This window comes from Neotabrizicola shimadae (genome assembly GCF_019623905.1).
GTDB lineage: Bacteria > Pseudomonadota > Alphaproteobacteria > Rhodobacterales > Rhodobacteraceae > Neotabrizicola > Neotabrizicola shimadae.
Genome location: NZ_CP069370.1, coordinates 1,137,142 through 1,154,584, shown reverse-complemented (window position 1 = coordinate 1,154,584; position 17,443 = coordinate 1,137,142). Strand labels below are relative to the sequence as shown.

General features: G+C 65.5%; 15 protein-coding genes. 8 read left to right on the top strand and 7 right to left on the bottom strand.

Annotated features, from left to right (window positions below; genetic code table 11):
- Positions 1-5: 5 nt before the first annotated feature.
- The 3 genes from JO391_RS05520 to JO391_RS05510 all read left to right on the top strand — a co-directional run bounded on the left by JO391_RS05520 (position 6) and on the right by JO391_RS05510 (position 5,261).
- On the top strand, positions 6-374 hold the full coding sequence (locus tag JO391_RS05520; RefSeq protein WP_220663188.1) for a type II toxin-antitoxin system death-on-curing family toxin: 369 nt from the start codon (positions 6-8) through the stop codon (positions 372-374).
- 143 nt (positions 375-517) lie between these two features.
- A complete protein-coding gene (parE, locus tag JO391_RS05515; protein ID WP_220663187.1) occupies positions 518-2,473 on the top strand; it encodes a DNA topoisomerase IV subunit B in 1,956 nt (651 codons plus the stop codon).
- 112 nt (positions 2,474-2,585) lie between these two features.
- Positions 2,586-5,261 (top strand): calcium-binding protein, encoded by a 2,676-nt coding sequence (locus tag JO391_RS05510; RefSeq protein WP_220663186.1) that lies wholly within the window; start codon positions 2,586-2,588, stop codon positions 5,259-5,261.
- Between the two features lie 44 nt (positions 5,262-5,305).
- Here JO391_RS05510 and JO391_RS05505 read toward each other — a convergent pair whose 3' ends face one another.
- A complete protein-coding gene (locus JO391_RS05505) occupies positions 5,306-6,466 on the bottom strand; it encodes a M20 aminoacylase family protein (RefSeq protein WP_220663185.1) in 1,161 nt (386 codons plus the stop codon).
- Between the two features lie 119 nt (positions 6,467-6,585).
- Here JO391_RS05505 and mazG point away from each other — a divergent pair, with 119 nt between their 5' ends.
- Together mazG and JO391_RS05495 are read left to right on the top strand one after the other, a co-directional pair.
- Positions 6,586-7,365 carry a nucleoside triphosphate pyrophosphohydrolase gene (mazG, locus tag JO391_RS05500; RefSeq protein ID WP_259444882.1) on the top strand — a complete coding sequence of 260 codons (780 nt, stop codon included), beginning with the start codon at positions 6,586-6,588 and terminating at the stop codon, positions 7,363-7,365.
- A gap of 77 nt (positions 7,366-7,442) precedes the next feature.
- A complete protein-coding gene (locus JO391_RS05495) occupies positions 7,443-8,450 on the top strand; it encodes a Fe(3+) ABC transporter substrate-binding protein (RefSeq protein ID WP_220663183.1) in 1,008 nt (335 codons plus the stop codon).
- Positions 8,451-8,471: 21 nt separating this feature from the next.
- On the opposite strand, the gene JO391_RS05490 is transcribed toward JO391_RS05495, so the two are convergent.
- A complete protein-coding gene (locus tag JO391_RS05490; RefSeq protein WP_220663182.1) occupies positions 8,472-9,728 on the bottom strand; it encodes a flavin monoamine oxidase family protein in 1,257 nt (418 codons plus the stop codon).
- Positions 9,729-9,844: 116 nt separating this feature from the next.
- Between JO391_RS05490 and JO391_RS05485 the strand changes: the two genes are divergently transcribed.
- The 3 genes from JO391_RS05485 to JO391_RS05475 all read left to right on the top strand — a co-directional run bounded on the left by JO391_RS05485 (position 9,845) and on the right by JO391_RS05475 (position 12,275).
- The gene (locus tag JO391_RS05485) at positions 9,845-10,786 is read left to right on the top strand and encodes a nucleoside hydrolase (protein ID WP_220663181.1); all 942 of its coding nucleotides are present in this window, start codon (positions 9,845-9,847) and stop codon (positions 10,784-10,786) included.
- Between the two features lie 66 nt (positions 10,787-10,852).
- Entirely contained in the window at positions 10,853-11,740 is an 888-nt protein-coding gene (locus JO391_RS05480; RefSeq protein WP_220663180.1) for a hypothetical protein, read from the top strand.
- On the top strand, positions 11,733-12,275 hold the full coding sequence (locus JO391_RS05475) for an FUSC family protein (RefSeq protein WP_220663179.1): 543 nt from the start codon (positions 11,733-11,735) through the stop codon (positions 12,273-12,275). Before JO391_RS05480 ends, JO391_RS05475 begins: the two co-directional genes overlap by 8 nt.
- A 69-nt stretch (positions 12,276-12,344) precedes the next feature.
- Here the strand turns inward: JO391_RS05475 and phoB are convergent, their stop codons facing one another.
- The 5 genes from phoB to pstC are packed head-to-tail and all read right to left on the bottom strand — an operon-like array spanning position 12,345 to position 17,359.
- On the bottom strand, positions 12,345-13,037 hold the full coding sequence (phoB, locus tag JO391_RS05470; protein WP_220663178.1) for a phosphate regulon transcriptional regulator PhoB: 693 nt from the start codon (positions 13,035-13,037) through the stop codon (positions 12,345-12,347).
- Positions 13,037-13,753 (bottom strand): phosphate signaling complex protein PhoU, encoded by a 717-nt coding sequence (gene phoU, locus JO391_RS05465; RefSeq protein ID WP_220664454.1) that lies wholly within the window; start codon positions 13,751-13,753, stop codon positions 13,037-13,039. The genes phoB and phoU overlap by 1 nt, the downstream gene beginning before the upstream one ends.
- Before the next feature lie 23 nt (positions 13,754-13,776).
- Entirely contained in the window at positions 13,777-14,571 is a 795-nt protein-coding gene (gene pstB, locus JO391_RS05460; RefSeq protein WP_220663177.1) for a phosphate ABC transporter ATP-binding protein PstB, read from the bottom strand.
- A 14-nt stretch (positions 14,572-14,585) separates the two neighbouring features.
- Entirely contained in the window at positions 14,586-15,905 is a 1,320-nt protein-coding gene (gene pstA, locus JO391_RS05455) for a phosphate ABC transporter permease PstA (protein WP_220663176.1), read from the bottom strand.
- On the bottom strand, positions 15,902-17,359 hold the full coding sequence (gene pstC, locus JO391_RS05450; RefSeq protein WP_220663175.1) for a phosphate ABC transporter permease subunit PstC: 1,458 nt from the start codon (positions 17,357-17,359) through the stop codon (positions 15,902-15,904). The genes pstA and pstC overlap by 4 nt, the downstream gene beginning before the upstream one ends.
- Positions 17,360-17,443 lie beyond the last annotated feature (84 nt).

Below are 17,443 nucleotides of genomic sequence, written 5' to 3'. Positions count from 1 at the left end.
CCGCCATGTTCACGCTTGATGTCGACCTCGTCATGGACATCCATGACGAGGTTCTGAACCCGGCCGAGTTGCGCGGTCTGGCAGGTAACAAGTCGCTCGAGGGCGCGCTCGCCCGGGTCGAGAACCGCCTCGCCTACGGCCTGATCGCCGATGCGTTCGACCTTGCCGCAGCCTATGCCATCGCCGTTTCGCAGGGGCATTGCTTCAACGACGGCAACAAGCGCACCGCCTTCCGCTGCATGATGGTCTGCCTCGAGGCGAATGGCATCGAAACCCGGTTCGACACCGAAGCCGTGGGCCAGATCATCATCCGCGCCGCGCAGCGGCTGATGGACGAGGGCGAACTGGCCGAATGGCTGCGCGCGCGGCTCTAGGCACCGAAGGCCAACCCGCATGGCACTCGCCCCGGCAGGACCGTGAAGACTGACACCACATCTTGCGCCCCCCTGCCCGGTGATGGTCTAATCACACGGCCCCTTCCGTTTCGGAACCAGGGCCCAGAACAAGAGCAGCACGAATGGCGAACGACCTCCTTTCCGGCTCCGGCCCGACCTATGACGCCTCCTCGATCGAGGTGCTGGAAGGGCTGGAACCCGTCCGCAAGCGCCCCGGCATGTATATCGGCGGCACGGACGAGCGCGCGCTGCACCATCTGGTCGCCGAGATCCTCGACAACTCGATGGACGAGGCGGTGGCCGGCCATGCCACCCGCATCGAGGTGGAGCTTCACGCCGACCATTCCATCACCATCCGCGACAACGGCCGCGGCATCCCGGTGGACCCGCATCCGAAGTTTCCGGGCAAGTCGGCGCTGGAGGTGATCCTCTGCACCCTGCACGCGGGCGGCAAGTTCGGCGGCGATGCCTATGCCACCTCCGGCGGCCTTCACGGCGTCGGCGCCTCGGTCGTGAATGCGCTGTCGGACCACATGCGCGTCGAGGTCGCCCGCAACCGAGAGCTCTTCGCGCAGGAGTTCTCGCGCGGCATCCCGCAAGGCCCGGTGCAGAAGGTCGGCCCCGCGCCCAACCGGCGCGGCACGTCCACCACCTTCCACCCGGACCCCGAGATTTTCGGCTCGCTGACGCTGAAACCTGCCCGCATCCTGCGCATGGCTCGGTCGAAAGCCTACCTGTTCTCGGGCGTGGAAATCCGCTGGAAATCGGCTGTTGCCGATGGCGACACGCCGATGGAGGCCACCTTCCACTTCCCCGGCGGCCTGGCCGATTACCTGAACGACACGCTGCAGAAGACCACCACCTATTCCGACCGCCCCTTTGCCGGAAAGGTGGGCTTCCCCGAAAAATACAACGTCCCCGGTTCGGTCGAATGGGCGATCCACTGGACGCCCGCCCGAGACGGCTTCATCCAGTCCTACTGCAACACCGTGCCCACGCCCGAGGGCGGCACGCATGAGGCGGGCTTCTGGCAGGCGATCCTGAAAGGCATCCGCGCCTATGGCGAGCGGGTGAAGAACCGCAAGACCGACCAGATCACCCGCGAGGATCTGGTGGCCGGGGGCTGCGCGCTGATCTCTGTCTTCATCCGCGAGCCGCAATTCGTGGGCCAGACCAAGGACCGGCTGGCCACGGAAGACGCCGCCCGCTACGTCGAAGGCGCGGTGCGCGACCATTTCGACACCTGGCTGGGCTCTGACCCGAAATCCGCCGGCGCCATCCTCGATTTCCTCGTGCTGCGCGCCGAGGAACGGCTGCGGCGCAAGGCCGAAAAGGAAACCGCCCGCAAGACGGCCACCAAGAAGCTGCGCCTGCCCGGCAAGCTGGTGGACTGCTCCGCCACCAACCGCGACGGGACGGAGCTGTTCATCGTCGAAGGCGACAGCGCGGGCGGCAGCGCCAAGATGGCGCGCGACCGCACCACTCAGGCCCTGCTGCCCCTTCGCGGCAAGATCCTGAACGTCCTGGGCGCGGCAGGCGCCAAGATGGGCGCGAACCAGGAAATCAACGATCTCTGCCAGGCGCTTGGCGTGCAGCCGGGGTCGAAGTTCAACGTCGACGACCTGCGCTATGACAAGGTCATCATCATGACCGACGCCGATGTGGACGGAGCCCACATCGCCTCGCTTCTGATGACCTTCTTCTTCACCCAGATGCGGCCGATGATCGACAAGGGCCACCTCTACCTTGCCTGCCCGCCGCTTTACCGGCTGACGCAAGGCGCACGGCGGCTTTACGTGGCCGACGATGCGGAAAAGGCGGTCTGGCTGGAAAAGGGCCTCGGCGGCAAGGGCAAGATCGACGTTCAACGCTTCAAGGGCCTGGGCGAGATGGACGCCAAGGACCTGAAGGACACCACGATGAACCCGGCCACCCGCAAGCTCATCCGCGTCTCGATCGACGAGGACGAGGGCGGCGAGACCGGCGACCTGGTGGAACGCCTGATGGGCAAGAAGCCCGAGCTGCGCTTCCAGTACATCCAGGAACACGCGAAGTTCGTGGAAGAACTGGACGTCTGACCCCGGCCCGCCGGAGCCATGATGCCGGAGCCATGATATTCGACTTGGCCTCCGCCCAGGACACTTCTAGGATCGCGGCCATTAGGATACCCGATTTCCAGGAGTGCAGATCATGGCAGTGATTACCGGCGGCACCGGTCCCGATCCCCTTTACGGCGGAAATGACGACGACCTCATCCAGGGTGGGGGCGGCAACGACACGATGTACGGCGGCTACGGCATCGACACGTTCCAGGGTGGCGCCGATGACGACGTCATCTACGTCGACACCGACGAAGAGGCCTATGGCGGCAGCGGCAACGACATCATCGCGATCAGCGGCAGCTTCCCGGCCACGCTCGACGGCGGCACCGGCGACGACACGCTGCGGATGCAGGGCGGCTACGACATCACCGGCACGGTGATCACCGGCATCGAGCAGCTCAACGCCTATTACGGCGGCACCATGTCGGCGGCCCAGCTTGGCTCGTTCCTGCGCGTCTCGGGCTATGACAACACCTACACCAGCGCCAGCGTCACCCTCTCGCAGGGCGGCGTGGCGACGGTGAACGTGCAGAACACGCTGACCAATTACTTCCAGCTTTACGGCTCGTCCCAGGCCGACAACATCACCGTGCTGGCCACCTACGCCTACCAGTTCCGCGCCAATCTCGGCGCCGGCGACGACCGGATCGTCGGCGCCCTCGGCGACGACAGCCTCTTCGGCGAAACCGGCAACGACACGCTGACCGGCGGCGACGGCAACGACACGCTGAACGGGGGCACCGGCGCCAACGTCCTGAACGGCGGCATCGGCAACGATTTCATCCAGGTCTACGGTTTCGACAAGGTGACGGCCGGCGATGGCAACGACCTGGTCGGCATCTATGCCGATCTGCCCATGTCGCTGAACGGCGGCACCGGCGACGACACGCTGCGCTTCGATGGCGGCTATGACATCACCGGCGCGACGGTCACCGGCTTCGAAAAGCTGTTCCTCTACGGCACGGCAACCATGACCGCGACCCAGCTCGACAGCTTCACCAGCATCGGCGGCTATGGCCCGACCTATGGCTCCGCCTACCTGTCGCTTTCGGCCGGCGGCACGGCCAGCGTGAGCCTGCTGAACACGCTCACGTCCTTCACGCTCTACGGCTCGCACCAGGCCGACGCGATCACCCTGACCGCCGCGACCACCACCAATGTCTACCTCACCGCGAATGGCGGCAACGACAGCATCGTCAGCGGCTCGGGCAAGGACAGCCTGTTCGGCGGCGATGGCAACGACACGCTCGATGGCCGCAACGGCGACGACTCTCTCGATGGCGGGACCGGGTCCGACGTCCTGCTCGGCGGGCTTGGCAACGACACCCTCATCCTGCGCCTCGGCGACACCGCAGAAGGCGGCGACGGCAACGACCTCTTCACGATCAACGAGGCTTTTGCCACCTCTGCCGATGGCGGGCTGGGCAACGACACGCTGCGCTTCGACGGCTCATACGACATCACCGGCATGATCCTGACCGGGTTCGAACAGGTGAACCTCTACTCGACCGACAGGATGACGGCCACGCAGCTTGGCAGCTTTGCCATCGTCTCGGGCTATGACGGCAGCTACAACAACGGCTATGTCGTGCTGACGCAGGGCGGGGCCGCGAATGTCACCTTCTCGGGCACGCTCAGCGGTGTGTTCGACCTGACCGGCTCGGGCGACGACGACCTCATCACCTTCGCCGCCGGCCAGGTCACGCGGATCGTGGTCGATGCCGGTCTTGGCAATGACAGCATCAAGGGCGGATCGGCCAACGACAGCTTGAACGGCGATGACGGCAACGACACGCTGCTCGGCATGACCGGGGCCGACTCGCTCAATGGCGGCGCCGGCAACGACAGGCTCGACGGCGGGGCCGGCAACGACACCCTCTTCGCCTCGGCCTTCGATACGGTGATCGGCGGGGCGGACGCCGACCTCATCAACGTCACCGGCAGCCTGGTCTCCAGCATCAACGGCGGCACCGGAAACGACACGCTGCAAACCAACAGCAGCCATGACCTCAGCTCGACCACGATCACGGCGGTCGAAACCCTGTTTGCCGCCTCGGGCACCCGGCTGACCGCCGCGCAGCTCGACGCCTTCGGCACGGTGGCCAGCTACTCGGGCTACAACGCCACCACGATCTACCTCACCGACGGCGGCACGGCCTCGGTCGTGCTGGATTCCAGCCTCACGAACAGCTTCACGCTCTACGGGTCGGATTCAGACGACACGCTCAGCTTCAACACCGCCTTCGCCGCCCGGATCAATGTCTATGCCGGGGCCGGCAATGACGGCGTGACCGGCGCAAACGGCAGCGACTATCTCGAAGGCGAGACCGGGAACGACACGCTGAACGGCGGGGCCGGCAACGACACGCTGCGCGGCGGGGACGGGGCCGACCGGCTGATCGGCGGAACCGGAACCGACTCGCTCGTCGGAGGGGCCGGGCGCGACACCTTCGTGTTCACGGCAGCCAGCCATTCGGTTCCCGCAACGCCCGACAGCATCAGCGACTTCCAGGCCCCCGGTGCGCTGCAGGGCGACCTCATCGACCTGTCCGCCATCGACGCCGATGCGACGACAGCAGCGGTGAACAATGCCTTCGTCTTCGGTTCCGCGGCCAAGGGCGGGCTTTCGCTGGCCGACAATGCCAGCGGATACACCGAAGTGCGGCTGAACACCGATGCCGATGCCGCCTTCGAAGTGGTGATCTACATCACCGATGGCGGCACGCTCGCCTCCGCCTACACCGCAGCCGACTTCATCCTGTAACGTCAGGCTTCGGGCGGCCCTTCGGGGCCGCCCTGCCCCGCCTCTCAGGCCGGCTGCGCCTCTTCGACCAGCCGCGCAAAAAAGCTGGCGCCGATCGGCGCGGCTTCGTCGTTGAAGTCAAAGGCCGGATGATGCAGCCCGGCCCCCGGTCCGGTTCCCATGAACAGATAGGCCCCCGGCCGCGCTTCCAGCATGTAGCTGAAATCCTCCGACCCCATCTCGCGCGGGGCATTGGCATCCACCGCCGCCTCGCCCACCACGCTGGCAGCGACCGAGGCGGCGAACTCGGCCTCGTCGGCATGGTTCACCGTCGCGGGATAACCCCAGTCATAGTCGATCTCGGCCGTCACGCCATAAGCGGCGGCATGGCCCTGCACGATCTCGTGGAACCGCTTCTTCAGAAGCTCGCGCACCTCGGGCCGGAAGGACCGGATCGTGGCACAGAACATTGCGGTTTCAGGAATGATGTTGCTGGCGGTGCCGGCATGGATCTGCGTCACCGAGATCACCGCCTCGTCCAGCGCATGCACGTTGCGCGAAAGAATGGTCTGGATCGCCGAAACCATGCCAACCACCGCCACAACCGGATCCACGCATTCCTGCGGCGTGGCGCCATGGCCTCCCTTGCCCGTCACATGCACCGTGGCGGTGTCGACCGAGGCCATCATGGGCCCCGGCGTGGTCTGGAAATGGCCAAGGGCGACGCCGGGCGCATTGTGAATGCCAAAGACCCTGGAAATGTCAAAGCGGTCCATGACCCCTTGCTTCACCATCACCTCGCCGCCGCCGCCATCCTCTTCCGCCGGCTGGAACAACAGCGCCACGCGGCCCGCAAAGCGCCGCGTCTCGGCCAGATACTTCGCCGCCCCCAGAAGCATGGTCACATGCCCGTCATGGCCGCAGGCATGCATCTTGCCCGGCCGGGTCGAGGCGTGCTCGGCCCCGGTCAGTTCCTCGATCGGCAGCGCATCCATGTCAGCGCGCAGGCCGATGGTCGGGCCCGGATCGCGCCCGTTGATGATCGCCACCACACCGCTTTCCGCGATCCCTTCATGGATCTCGTCCACCCCGAACTCGCGCAGCCGCTCCACGATGAAGGCCGCCGTCTCGTGGCAGTCGAAGGCCAGTTCGGGATGCGCGTGCAGATGCCGCCGCCAGGCCTTCATTTCCTCGGCATAAGCGGCGATACGGTTCAGAACGGGCATGGCTTTCCTCCGGGCAGCACTGACCCTGACTCAATACCAATGTACAAGGAACGGCAATGGCCACGCCCCGACCTGACGCCACGGAAAGCGACCGTCTCGTGCACGACCCCAAGGGCGGGATGGACCGGCTCGTCGAAATCATGGCGCGCCTGCGCGACCCGGCCACCGGCTGCCCCTGGGATCTGGAACAGACCTTCTCCACCATCGCTCCCTATACGCTGGAAGAAGCGCATGAGGTCGCCGATGCCATCCGGCGCCAGGCCTGGGACGAACTTCCCGGCGAATTGGGCGATCTCCTGTTCCAGGTGGTGTTCCATTCCCGCATGGCCGAAGACGCCGGGCTCTTTGCCTTCCCCGATGTGGTCCGCGCCATTTCCGACAAGATGGTGTCCCGCCATCCGCATGTCTTCGGCGACGAAAGCCGTGACAAGTCCGCAGACCAGCAGACGGTGGACTGGGAAAGGATGAAGGCGGCAGAGCGCGGCGCTGCGCGCGTGCTCGACGGCGTGGCGCTTGGCCTGCCCGCCCTCACTCGCGCGGTCAAACTGCAAAAACGTGCCGCGCGCGTCGGCTTCGACTGGCCCTCGACCGACGAGGTGGTGGCCAAGATCACCGAGGAAGCTGCGGAACTGGCCGAGGCGCGCGACCGCCTGACCCCAGCCGAGGTCGAGGAAGAGTTTGGCGACCTCCTCTTCGTCATGGCCAACCTCGCGCGGCACCTGAAGATCGACCCGGAAGCCGCTCTGCGCGGCGCGAATGCCAAGTTCGAACGCCGCTTCCGCCGGATCGAGGACTGGCTGGCCGAAGACGGCCGCACCCCGACCGACAGCGACCTGGCCGAGATGGACGCCTTGTGGAACCGCGCCAAGGCCGAGGACAAGTTGGCGCAGGATAGCTGACAGAAGAAGTCAGACATTGACCTGAGTAAAGGAGTCAGGTTTAAGCGGCTGGCAATTCCCGACCAAAGGACTCGGCCATGAAGCTCCGCTTGACCCTGACCGCGCTTGCCCTGATCGGCACGGCCCTTCCTGCGCTTGCGGAAGAGGTGAATGTCTATTCCCACCGCCAGCCCGAACTGATCCAGCCCCTCGTCGATGCCTTCACCGCCGAAACCGGCATCACCGTGAACGTGGCCTTTGTCGACAAGGGCATGGCCGAACGCCTGGTCGCCGAAGGCGACCGCTCGCCCGCCGACCTGGTGCTGACCGTGGACATCGCGCGCCTGATGCAGATCGTCGATGCCGGCGTCACCCAGCCCGTGCAGTCCGCCGTGCTGGAGGCCAACATCCCCGCCGAATTCCGCGATCCCGCGAACCAGTGGTTCGGCCTGACCACCCGCGCCCGCATCGTCTATGCCAGCAAGGACCGCGTCCAGCCCGGCGAGATCACCACCTACGAAGACCTCGCCTCCGACAAGTGGAAGGGCCGGCTCTGCACCCGGTCGGGCCTGCATGACTACAACGTCGCCCTGCTCGGCGCGATGATCGCCCACCACGATGCCGCCTATGCCACCACCTGGGCCGAAGGTCTGAAGGCCAACCTCGCTAAGAAGCCCGAAGGCGGCGACCGCGACCAGGCCAAGGCGATCTGGGCCGGCGAATGCGACATCGCGCTCGGCAACACCTATTACATGGGCCAGATGCTTGCCGACCCCGAACAGAAGGCCTGGGCCGACTCCGTCAACGTGGTCTTCCCGGTGTTCCAGGACGGCGGCACCCACATGAACGTCTCGGGCGTGGCCATGACCAAATCCGCCCCGAACCACGACACCGCGCTGAAGTTCATGGAATGGCTCTCCTCCGACGAGGCGCAGCGCATCTATGCCGAAACCAACAACGAATTCCCGGTCAAGCCCGGCGTGCCGCGCTCGGCCCTGGTGGAAAGCTGGGGAAGCTTCACCCCCGACACCCTGCCCCTGTCCACCATAGCTTCCGAACGGCCCGAGGCGCTGAAGATCATGGAAACCGTCGACTACGACGGCTGACGCCCTTCGCTCCGGCCCGCCTCACGCGCGGGCCGGATGCCCCAGCCGGTCGGCCACCGCGGCCGCCGCATCCATCCCGGTCTGCCACGCCCCATGCGCCGTGGAATGCCAGGGCAGCGAAAACGCCTCGCCGGCAAACCGGATATCCCCCGTCTCGGCAGCGATCATCTGCCGCCGCCGCTGCCAGATCCCCGGCCGCACATGCGAATAGGCCCCGCGCACGAAGGGGTTCTCGCCCCAGCTCGTGACCGCCACCCCCGTCACGCGCGCCGCAATCCCCGACCCGAACACCTGCACCAGCCGCGCCAGCACATGGTCCTGCAAGGCCGCCGCCCCCGCTCGGCCCAGGTCGCGCGCCTCGTCGCCCCCCAGATGTGCGATCAGCATCGGCACCGCCCCCGGCGGCACCTGGAACCCCATCGACAGCGCCCCGTCCCCCGGATCGGCCCAGGCGAAGCGCGCCCCGCCCAGTTCCTGTGGCAGCGCGAGCAGCGTGATCGCCACCTTCTCGTAGAACCCGCAGGGCACATCCTGCATCAGGTCGAGCATCCCCCGCACAGCGCCGGATTCGAACCGGATGCCGCCCGCGTTCAGCACATTGGTCGAGGCCGTCACGATCGCCGCCTTCGCCTCGATCGCGCCCCCCGGCCCCTCCACCCGCACGCCCCGGCCAAGCTGCGCGATGCGCGTCACCGGCTGGCCCAGGCGGATCGGCAAGCCCTCGGCCAGCCGCGCGATCAACCGGCCATAGCCGCCGGTCACGATCAGGTTCACCTCGGTATCGGCATATTCCGCATAACCGCAGACCGAAACCGCCTCGGGCTCGGCGCTCGACATCAGCCGTGCAATGTTGCGCGTGATCGCGGCCCAGGGACCGGCCTTGGGCAGCACCTCGTCCAGCGAGGATTCCCGCCCCTTTGCCGCCTCGCGATAGATTGCCCCCATCGCATGGTCGATCACGCCATCCGCCTCGGCCCGCATCTCGGGCGACAACCAGCGCCCGGCCTGCCAGATCGCGGTTTCCTCCGACCAGTCAGACCCTTCATAAGCCAGCCCCAGCCGGTCGGCCTCGGGCCGCAGCGGGTTCACGTCCGCGCAATGAAACCACTGCGCGCCGTGATCCCAGGGCGCCGCCAGGCTCGTGGTATCGGTGAAGGTCCGCCCGCCCATGCGCTCGGCCGCCTCCAGGATCACGAAGGACACCCCCCGCGCCTGCAAGGCCCGCCCGGCCCCCACCCCGGCCGCTCCGGCCCCGACAATCACCACATCCGGCTGCATCCGACCCTCCGTCCTGAACCCGCGCACCGTGGCACCACGGCGCGCGACCTGCAATCGCCTGACCGTCTGGACAAATTCCGCAAGCCCTGTTTCCCTCGCCGCATCAGGAGGATTCCATGGCCCCGCGCAAGATCATCATCGACACCGACCCCGGACAGGACGACGCCGTGGCGATCCTTCTCGCCCTCGCCTCGCCCGAGGATGTCGAGGTTCTGGGCATCACCGCGGTCGCCGGCAACGTGCCGCTGCCGCTGACACAGAAGAATGCCCGCATCATCTGCGAACTGGCCGGCAAGCCGGAAACCCGCGTCTATGCCGGCTGCGACGCGCCACTGAAGCGTAAACTCGTCACCGCCGAACATGTCCACGGAAAGACCGGGCTCGATGGCCCGCAGATGGCCGACCCGACCATGGCCCTTCAGGACCAGCACGCCGTCGATTTCATCATTGAAACGTTGCGCCGCGAACCCGCCCACACCGTCACGCTCTGTCCGCTTGGCCCGCTGACCAACATCGCCACAGCCTTCCAGCGCGCGCCCGACGTCGTGGCCCGCGTGCAGCAGATCGTGCTCATGGGCGGCGCCTATTTCGAAGTGGGCAACATCACGCCGGCAGCCGAATTCAACATCTACGTTGACCCGGAAGCCGCGGAAATCGTGTTCCAATCCGGGGTTCCACTGGTGGTCATGCCTCTGGATGTCACACACAAGGCGCTGACCAACCGCAAGCGGGTCGAGGCGTTCCGCGCGCTCGGCACCGAACCGGGCCGCATGGTCGCGGAATGGACCGACTTCTTCGAACGTTTCGACATGGCCAAATACGGCAGCGAGGGCGCGCCGCTGCACGACCCCTGCGTCATCGCCTATCTGATCCGCCCCGATCTCTTCCAAGGCCGGCACATCAACGTGGAAATCGAAACCACGTCCGAGCTTACCCTCGGCATGACTGTCGCCGACTGGTGGGGCGTCACCAAACGCCCGGCAAATGCCTTGTTCATGGGCTCGGTCGATGCCGAAGGCTTCTTCGCGCTGCTGACGGACCGCATCGCGCGGCTCTGATACGGCCAGACTTGACACATGGCCGGCTTCGGCCAGAAACGCAGAAGGACGGCGAAGGGAGAAAGCATGACCATCGAACCGCGCGATCCGACCCTTTATCCTGGGAACGGAAAATTCGATCAGGTCCGCTATCTGGAAGCAAAGCTCATCCTGCGCGGCAGCCGCTTCACCACAGCCGACGATTTCCGTGCCTTCGCCAAGATCGTGAAGCGCGCCGCCCGCGACATCGGGGTGGATTACATCCCGGCAAAGGCGCAGGGCACCCAGATGCGCGAGGTCCTGTTCCTCGACACTCAGGATTTCCGGCTTTACAACAACGCCTTCATCCTGCGCCGGCGCATGGATTATGAAGACGGCTTTCTCGTCGGCGATCCAGAGATCGTCTTCAAGTTCCGCCACCCCGACCTGCCCACCGCTGCGGCCGTGGACATGACCCCGCAGATCGACGGCGACCATGTCATCAAGTTCAAGGCCGAAGCCCTGCCGCTCAAGGACCGCGCGGGCGGTGTGCGGCTTCTCTATTCACACAACTGCCAGTTCGGCATCAGCCAGATCGGCGCACAGCGCGACCTCACCGGCGCGAACCTCGTCCGCATCCTGCCGCCGCTTGCCCCGCTCTTTCCCGACCCGGCCGAAACCGTGGCGCTGGTGAACCGCACGGCCGTCGTCGAGGTGCTGCTCGACCTTGGCACGCTCGATTTCGGCAAGGGCGTGCTCGCCCCGGCCAATGCCGCCGTCTGGCGCTCGCGCGGCGACGAACGGCAGTTGGTGGGCGAGTTTTCCTTCCAGGCCAAGTTCCGTAAATCCTCGGATTTCCAGCAAGATCAGCGCAAGATGGTCCGCCGCTTCTACCTGCACCTGCAATCACTGGCCGAAGACTGGCTCGCGCTTGGCGTCACCAAGACCGCCAGCGTCTATCGGTTGTCCGGAAACCCGCCGCAATCGCATGAATGAGGCGGACACGTTTTTCCAGCGCCTCCGCCAGCGCCTGTCCGAAGACGGGCTTCTGGGCGTGCACTTCGCCGTCAACGTCTTCATCGCCTCGGCCATCACCTGGTGGACGCTGACCACCTTCACCCATGCCAATCCGGTCTGGGCCACCGCTTCGATGGTCGCCTCCAGCGAACCGGAATATGCCAAGGGCCGCGACAACTTCCGCTCGCGGCTCATCAACACTCTGGTCGGTTGCGCCGTGGGCCTGGGTTTCCTGGCCCTCGGAGGCGCCCATGCCTGGAAGATGCCCTTTGCCGTGGCGCTGGCGGTTCTGCTGTCGGCCTATGTCGTGCGCATCAAGGTAATGTGGCGCCAGGCGCCCATCACCGCTGCCATTGTCGTGGCCGGCTCGATCACCGAACACTCCAACGTCTCGGGCATGGAACTGGGCCTGCGCCGCGTGGCCGAGGTGATCTTCGGCTGTCTCGTGGCCCTGGCGGTCAGCTGGGTCATGGGCAAGATCTGGCCGTTGCAGTCACCCTCGGAAAAGTCTTAAGTCCAAGTTAAGACGGCCGCGCAACCCATTGATTTCGTTATATCCAACAAGGCGTCCGAGCTCGGACGCCTAGCCAAGCGCATAGCCCGCGCCCCGGACGGTCCGCAGGGGATCGTCCCCCCCCTCGGCCATCAGCGCCTTCCTCAGCCGCCCGATATGAACGTCCACGGTCCGGGTATCCACATAGATGTCCCGCCCCCAGACCCGGTCCAGAAGCTGCTCGCGGCTCCAGACCCGGCCCGGCTTCTCCATGAAGGTGGACAAGAGCCGGAACTCGGTCGGCCCCAGCTTCAGAAGCTTGCCATCCCGGTGGACCTTGTGGCTCTCGGGGTCCAGCAGGATACCCCCGAACTCCAGCACCTGCCCCACCGTCGCCGGTCGGGTCCGCCGCAACTGGGTCCGCACCCGGGCCATCAACTCGACCAGAGAATAGGGCTTGACCACATAGTCATCCGCCCCGGTCTCCAGCCCCCGCACCCGGTCCACTTCCTCGGACCGGGCCGACAGCATGATGATCGGCAGGGACTTCGTATCCGCCCGGGTCTTCAGCCGCCGGCAGATCTCGATCCCCGAAACCTTGGGCAGCATCCAGTCCAGCACGATGATGTCGGGCGTCTCTTCCTCGACCGCCAGCAGCGCCGCCTCGCCGTCGCCCGCAGTGGTCACACGGAACCCCTCGGCCTCCAGGTTGTAGGACAGGACTTCCCGCTGCGCGGGCTCGTCCTCGACGATCAGAACCGTCGGGCGCACCTGGGCCGACATCAGAGGTCCGCCCCCGTAAGGCTGTCGGTCAGATCGGCCTTCGGCCGCGCCTCTTCCGGCAGGCTGCCCTTCACCAGATAGATCACCTGCTCGGCAATCCCCGTCGCATGATCCCCCACCCGCTCCAGGTTCTTGGCGATGAAGTGCAGGTGCATCGCGGCGGTGATGTTGCGGGGGTCTTCCATCATGTGGGTCAGCAGCGTCCGGAACAGGCCGTTGTACATCTGGTCCACGTCTCTGTCGCGCTGGCGAACCTCTTCGGCCAACCCGGCATCCCGCGCAATGTAGGCATCCAGCGCATCCTTCAGCATCAGCTGCACCGTCTTGGCCATGCGCCGCAGCGTGCCCGCCGTGCCGCCGACCGGCGCCATCTGGGTCAGCACGACCGACCGCTTTGCCAGGTTCTTGGCATAGTCGCCGCAACGCTCCAGCGCGGCCGCGATCTTCATCACCGTCAGCACGGTCCGCAGATCCGAAGCCGTGGGCGAACGCAGCGCCAGAAGCCGGGCGCAATCGGCCTGGACTTGCGCCTCAATCGCGTCGATGGCGGCATCGGCCTGACGCACCTTCTCGGCCAGCTCCTCGTCGCGCATTTCCAGCGCCTGTGCGGCGTCCAGGATCGCGGCTTCGACCAGACCGCCCATGGTCATGATCTGGGCCTGAACGGATTCCAGGTCGCGGTCAAAAACCGTGGCAATATGGGGTTCCAAGGACATCATGAATACGCTCCCTCGCGTCGTCAGCCGATCCGGCCGGAAATGTAGGATTCCGTGCGGGGATCCTTGGGATTGGTGAAGATCTGGTCGGTCGAGCCGTATTCCACGAGGTTGCCCAGGTGGAAGAACGCGGTCTTCTGGCTGACGCGCGCGGCCTGCTGCATCGAGTGCGTCACGATCACCACCGAGAACTGCGAGCGCAGCTCGTCGATCAGCTCTTCGACCTGTGCCGTGGCGATGGGGTCAAGGGCCGAGCACGGCTCGTCCATCAGCAGCACTTCGGGCGACGTGGCAATGGCGCGTGCGATGCACAGGCGTTGCTGTTGGCCACCGGAGAGGCCCGTACCCGGAGAGGTCAAGCGGTCCTTCACCTCACCCCACAGCGCGGCCTTGCGCAGGCAGCTTTCCACGACCGCGTCCAGTTCCGCCTTGTTGCGGGTCAGGCCGTGGATCTTGGGCCCATAGGCCACGTTGTCGTAGATCGACTTGGGGAAGGGGTTCGGCTTCTGGAACACCATGCCGACCTTGGCGCGCAACTGCACCGGGTCGACGCGAGCGTCATAGATATCCTCGCCGTCCAGCAGGATCTTGCCCTCCACCCGGCAACTCGGGATCGTATCGTTCATGCGGTTGAGGCAGCGCAGGAAGGTGGACTTGCCGCAGCCCGAGGGGCCGATGAACGCCGTCACCGTCTTGTCGAGGATCTCGACATCCACATCCTTGATGGCGTGGTTTTCACCGTAATAGACCTGCGCCTTCTTGGCCGAGATCTTGCTCGTATCGGTCTGCACGCGATTCTCCGTCACCTGGTCTTTCATGGGTCTGGTCCTTCTTACCAGCGGCGCTCGAACTTGCGGCGCAGATAGATCGCCGCGGCATTCATGATCACAAGGAACACCAGCAGCACGATGATGGCACCCGAGGCGCGTTCCACGAAACCCGGATCGCCTCGGTTCGTCCAGTTGTAAACCTGCACCGGCAGTGCGGCAGCAGGATCGAAGAGACCGCCGGGCAGCCCGCCGGGGAAGTCACGGACGAAGGCGACCATGCCGATCAAGAGCAGCGGCGCAGTCTCGCCAAGCGCCTGGGCCAGGCCGATGATCATGCCGGTCAGGATGCCCGGCATGGCCAGCGGCAGGACGTGGTGGAACACGGTCTGCAGCTTGGACGCGCCGACGCCGAGAGCCGCGTCACGGATCGAGGGCGGCACGGCCTTGAGCGCGGCGCGGGTCGGGATGATGATGCGCGGGAGGGTCATCAGCGTCAGCACCAGACCACCGACGATGGGTGCCGATTGCGGCAGGTGCATGAAGTTGATGAACACCGCGAGGCCGAGGATACCGTAGACGATGGAGGGCACCGCGGCGAGATTGGCGATGTTGACCTCGATGATGTCGGTCAGCCGGTTCTTGGGAGCGAACTCTTCCAGATAGATCGAGGCGGCGACGCCGATGGGCAGTGACAGCACCAGTACCACCAGCATCATGTAGAACGAACCGATGATCGCAACACCAAGACCCGCGGCCTCTGGCCGCTTGTCCGACGCATCGGGGGCAGTCAGAAAGCCCCAATTGAAGCGTTTGTCCAGGATGCCTGCCTTCTGCAGGTTGTCGGCAAGCTCCAGCTGCACCGGCGAGACGTTCTTGTCCAGAGCCGCGGATTCACGGCTGACGCGGCCCTTCAGATAACCGTCGATGCGGCCCGATGCGAGGGCGGTGAAGTCAATCGTGGTACCGATCAGCGCCGGGTCGGCCAGGACTTTCGACCGCAGGGTGGCGGCGGATTCCTGGCTGATCATGTCGGCCACGTCCTTGTCGGTCATGCCTTCCGGGGCGATGCCCTTCTCAGCGATGACCGCGGCAAGCGAAGTTGCAAGGATCTTGGTGTAGGCGACCGTGGTCACCTTGCTGAGCGCAACTGGGTCGCGCGTGCCGGACTTGTCCAGAACGGCCTCTTCCAGGGTGACCGGATAGGTCAGCATGGTCTGGCGGAAGGCCGGCAGGCCCCCCGACAGGATGGAGATCAACAGCCAGAGGAGTGCAAGCAGGGCAACAGCAATGGCCACCACCCCATAGAGGCGGAACCTGGCCTCGGCCGTCTTGCGCGCCTTGGTCTTCGCATCAAGTGTGAACAGCGATGCTTCGACGGTCATTCGTATTGCTCCCGGTATTTGCGCACGATCACCAACGCTACGATGTTCAGGACCAGCGTCAGCACGAAGAGGGTGAGACCAAGCGCGAAGGCGACAAGCGTTTCGGGGCTGGCGAACTCGGTATCGCCGGTCAACTGGCTGACGATCTTCACGGTAACAGTGGTCATCGCCTCGAATGGGTTGAGGCTGAGCCGGGCGGCTGCACCGGCACCCATCACCACGATCATGGTTTCACCGATGGCGCGGCTGGCAGCCAGCAGGACGGCGCCGACGATGCCCGGAAGCGCCGCCGGCAGCACGACCTGTCGCACGGTTTCAGAAGGCGTCGCCCCCAGGCCGAGCGAGCCGTCACGCAGCGACTGAGGCACTGCGTTGATGATGTCGTCCGAAAGCGAGGACACGAACGGGATGACCATGATCCCCATGACGATGCCCGCCGTCATCACCGAGGACGACGAGTTCCCAAGGCCGGTCGGCATGGCGATCCAGTCGCGGATCAGCGGGCCGACGGTGATAAGCGCGAAGAGGCCATAGACGATGGTCGGGATGCCGGCCAGCACCTCGATCAGCGGCTTGACCACGGCGCGTACCGATTTCGAGGCATACTCCGACAGGTAGATCGCCGACATGAGCCCCACGGGCACCGCAACCAGCAGCGCGATGAACGACACATACAGCGTGCCCCAGATCAGCGGCAGGATGCCCAGATCGGAGCCGCCGCCGAACTTGGGATTCCAGACCGTCGAGAAGAAGAACTTCGAGGCTGGATAGATGCTGAAGAAATGGATGCTTTCGAACAGCAGGGATGCCACGATGCCAACCGTCGTCAGAACGGCAATCAGCGACGACGCGATCAGCAGAGACATTGTAAAGCGCTCCGTCGCGTTCCGCGCTCGGAACTCGGGACGGATACGGGTCAGCGACCAGGCCAGACCCGCAAGTGCAATCGCCAGGGCGGCCACGGTCATCATCATGGCGCTGGACTTGATTGCGCTGCGATACTCCTTGGCCGCGATGAAGACCGAGTTGCTGACATTGCTTCCGATCGCGACGCCCACGCCAGCCAGACGGCCGCGCACGTCAGAGAAATCGGCCCGCATGCTGGCAAGCTGATCTTCCGGAAGACCGGCCGCCACAACGGCATCAAGCCCGTTTGCGATGCGGCGCACGTCCGCCATCACCAGGGATTGCGAGCTGCCCTCGGGAATGTCGGAGGGCTTGATCAGGTTGGCGACGCGGCTCTCGATCAGCGCGGGCTGGACCAGAATCCAAAGCACCACGACAAGAAGCGACGGCACGGCCGTCGCCAGGAATACGATGTGCCCGTAGTAGCCGGGCAGCGAGTGAAGCTTGCGGATGTCGCCCTTGACCGAGGCTACGGCGCGTTGGCGACCGATGATCCAGCCGGCGATGGCCAGCACGAGGATCACGGTGACGAGAAGTCCAAGGTTCATGGCAGGACCGCTTCGGGGGGTTCGTGACACGGGGGCGCGGTGTATCCCGCGCCCCCGGACTGATCACTTCACAGGCCTCAGCCC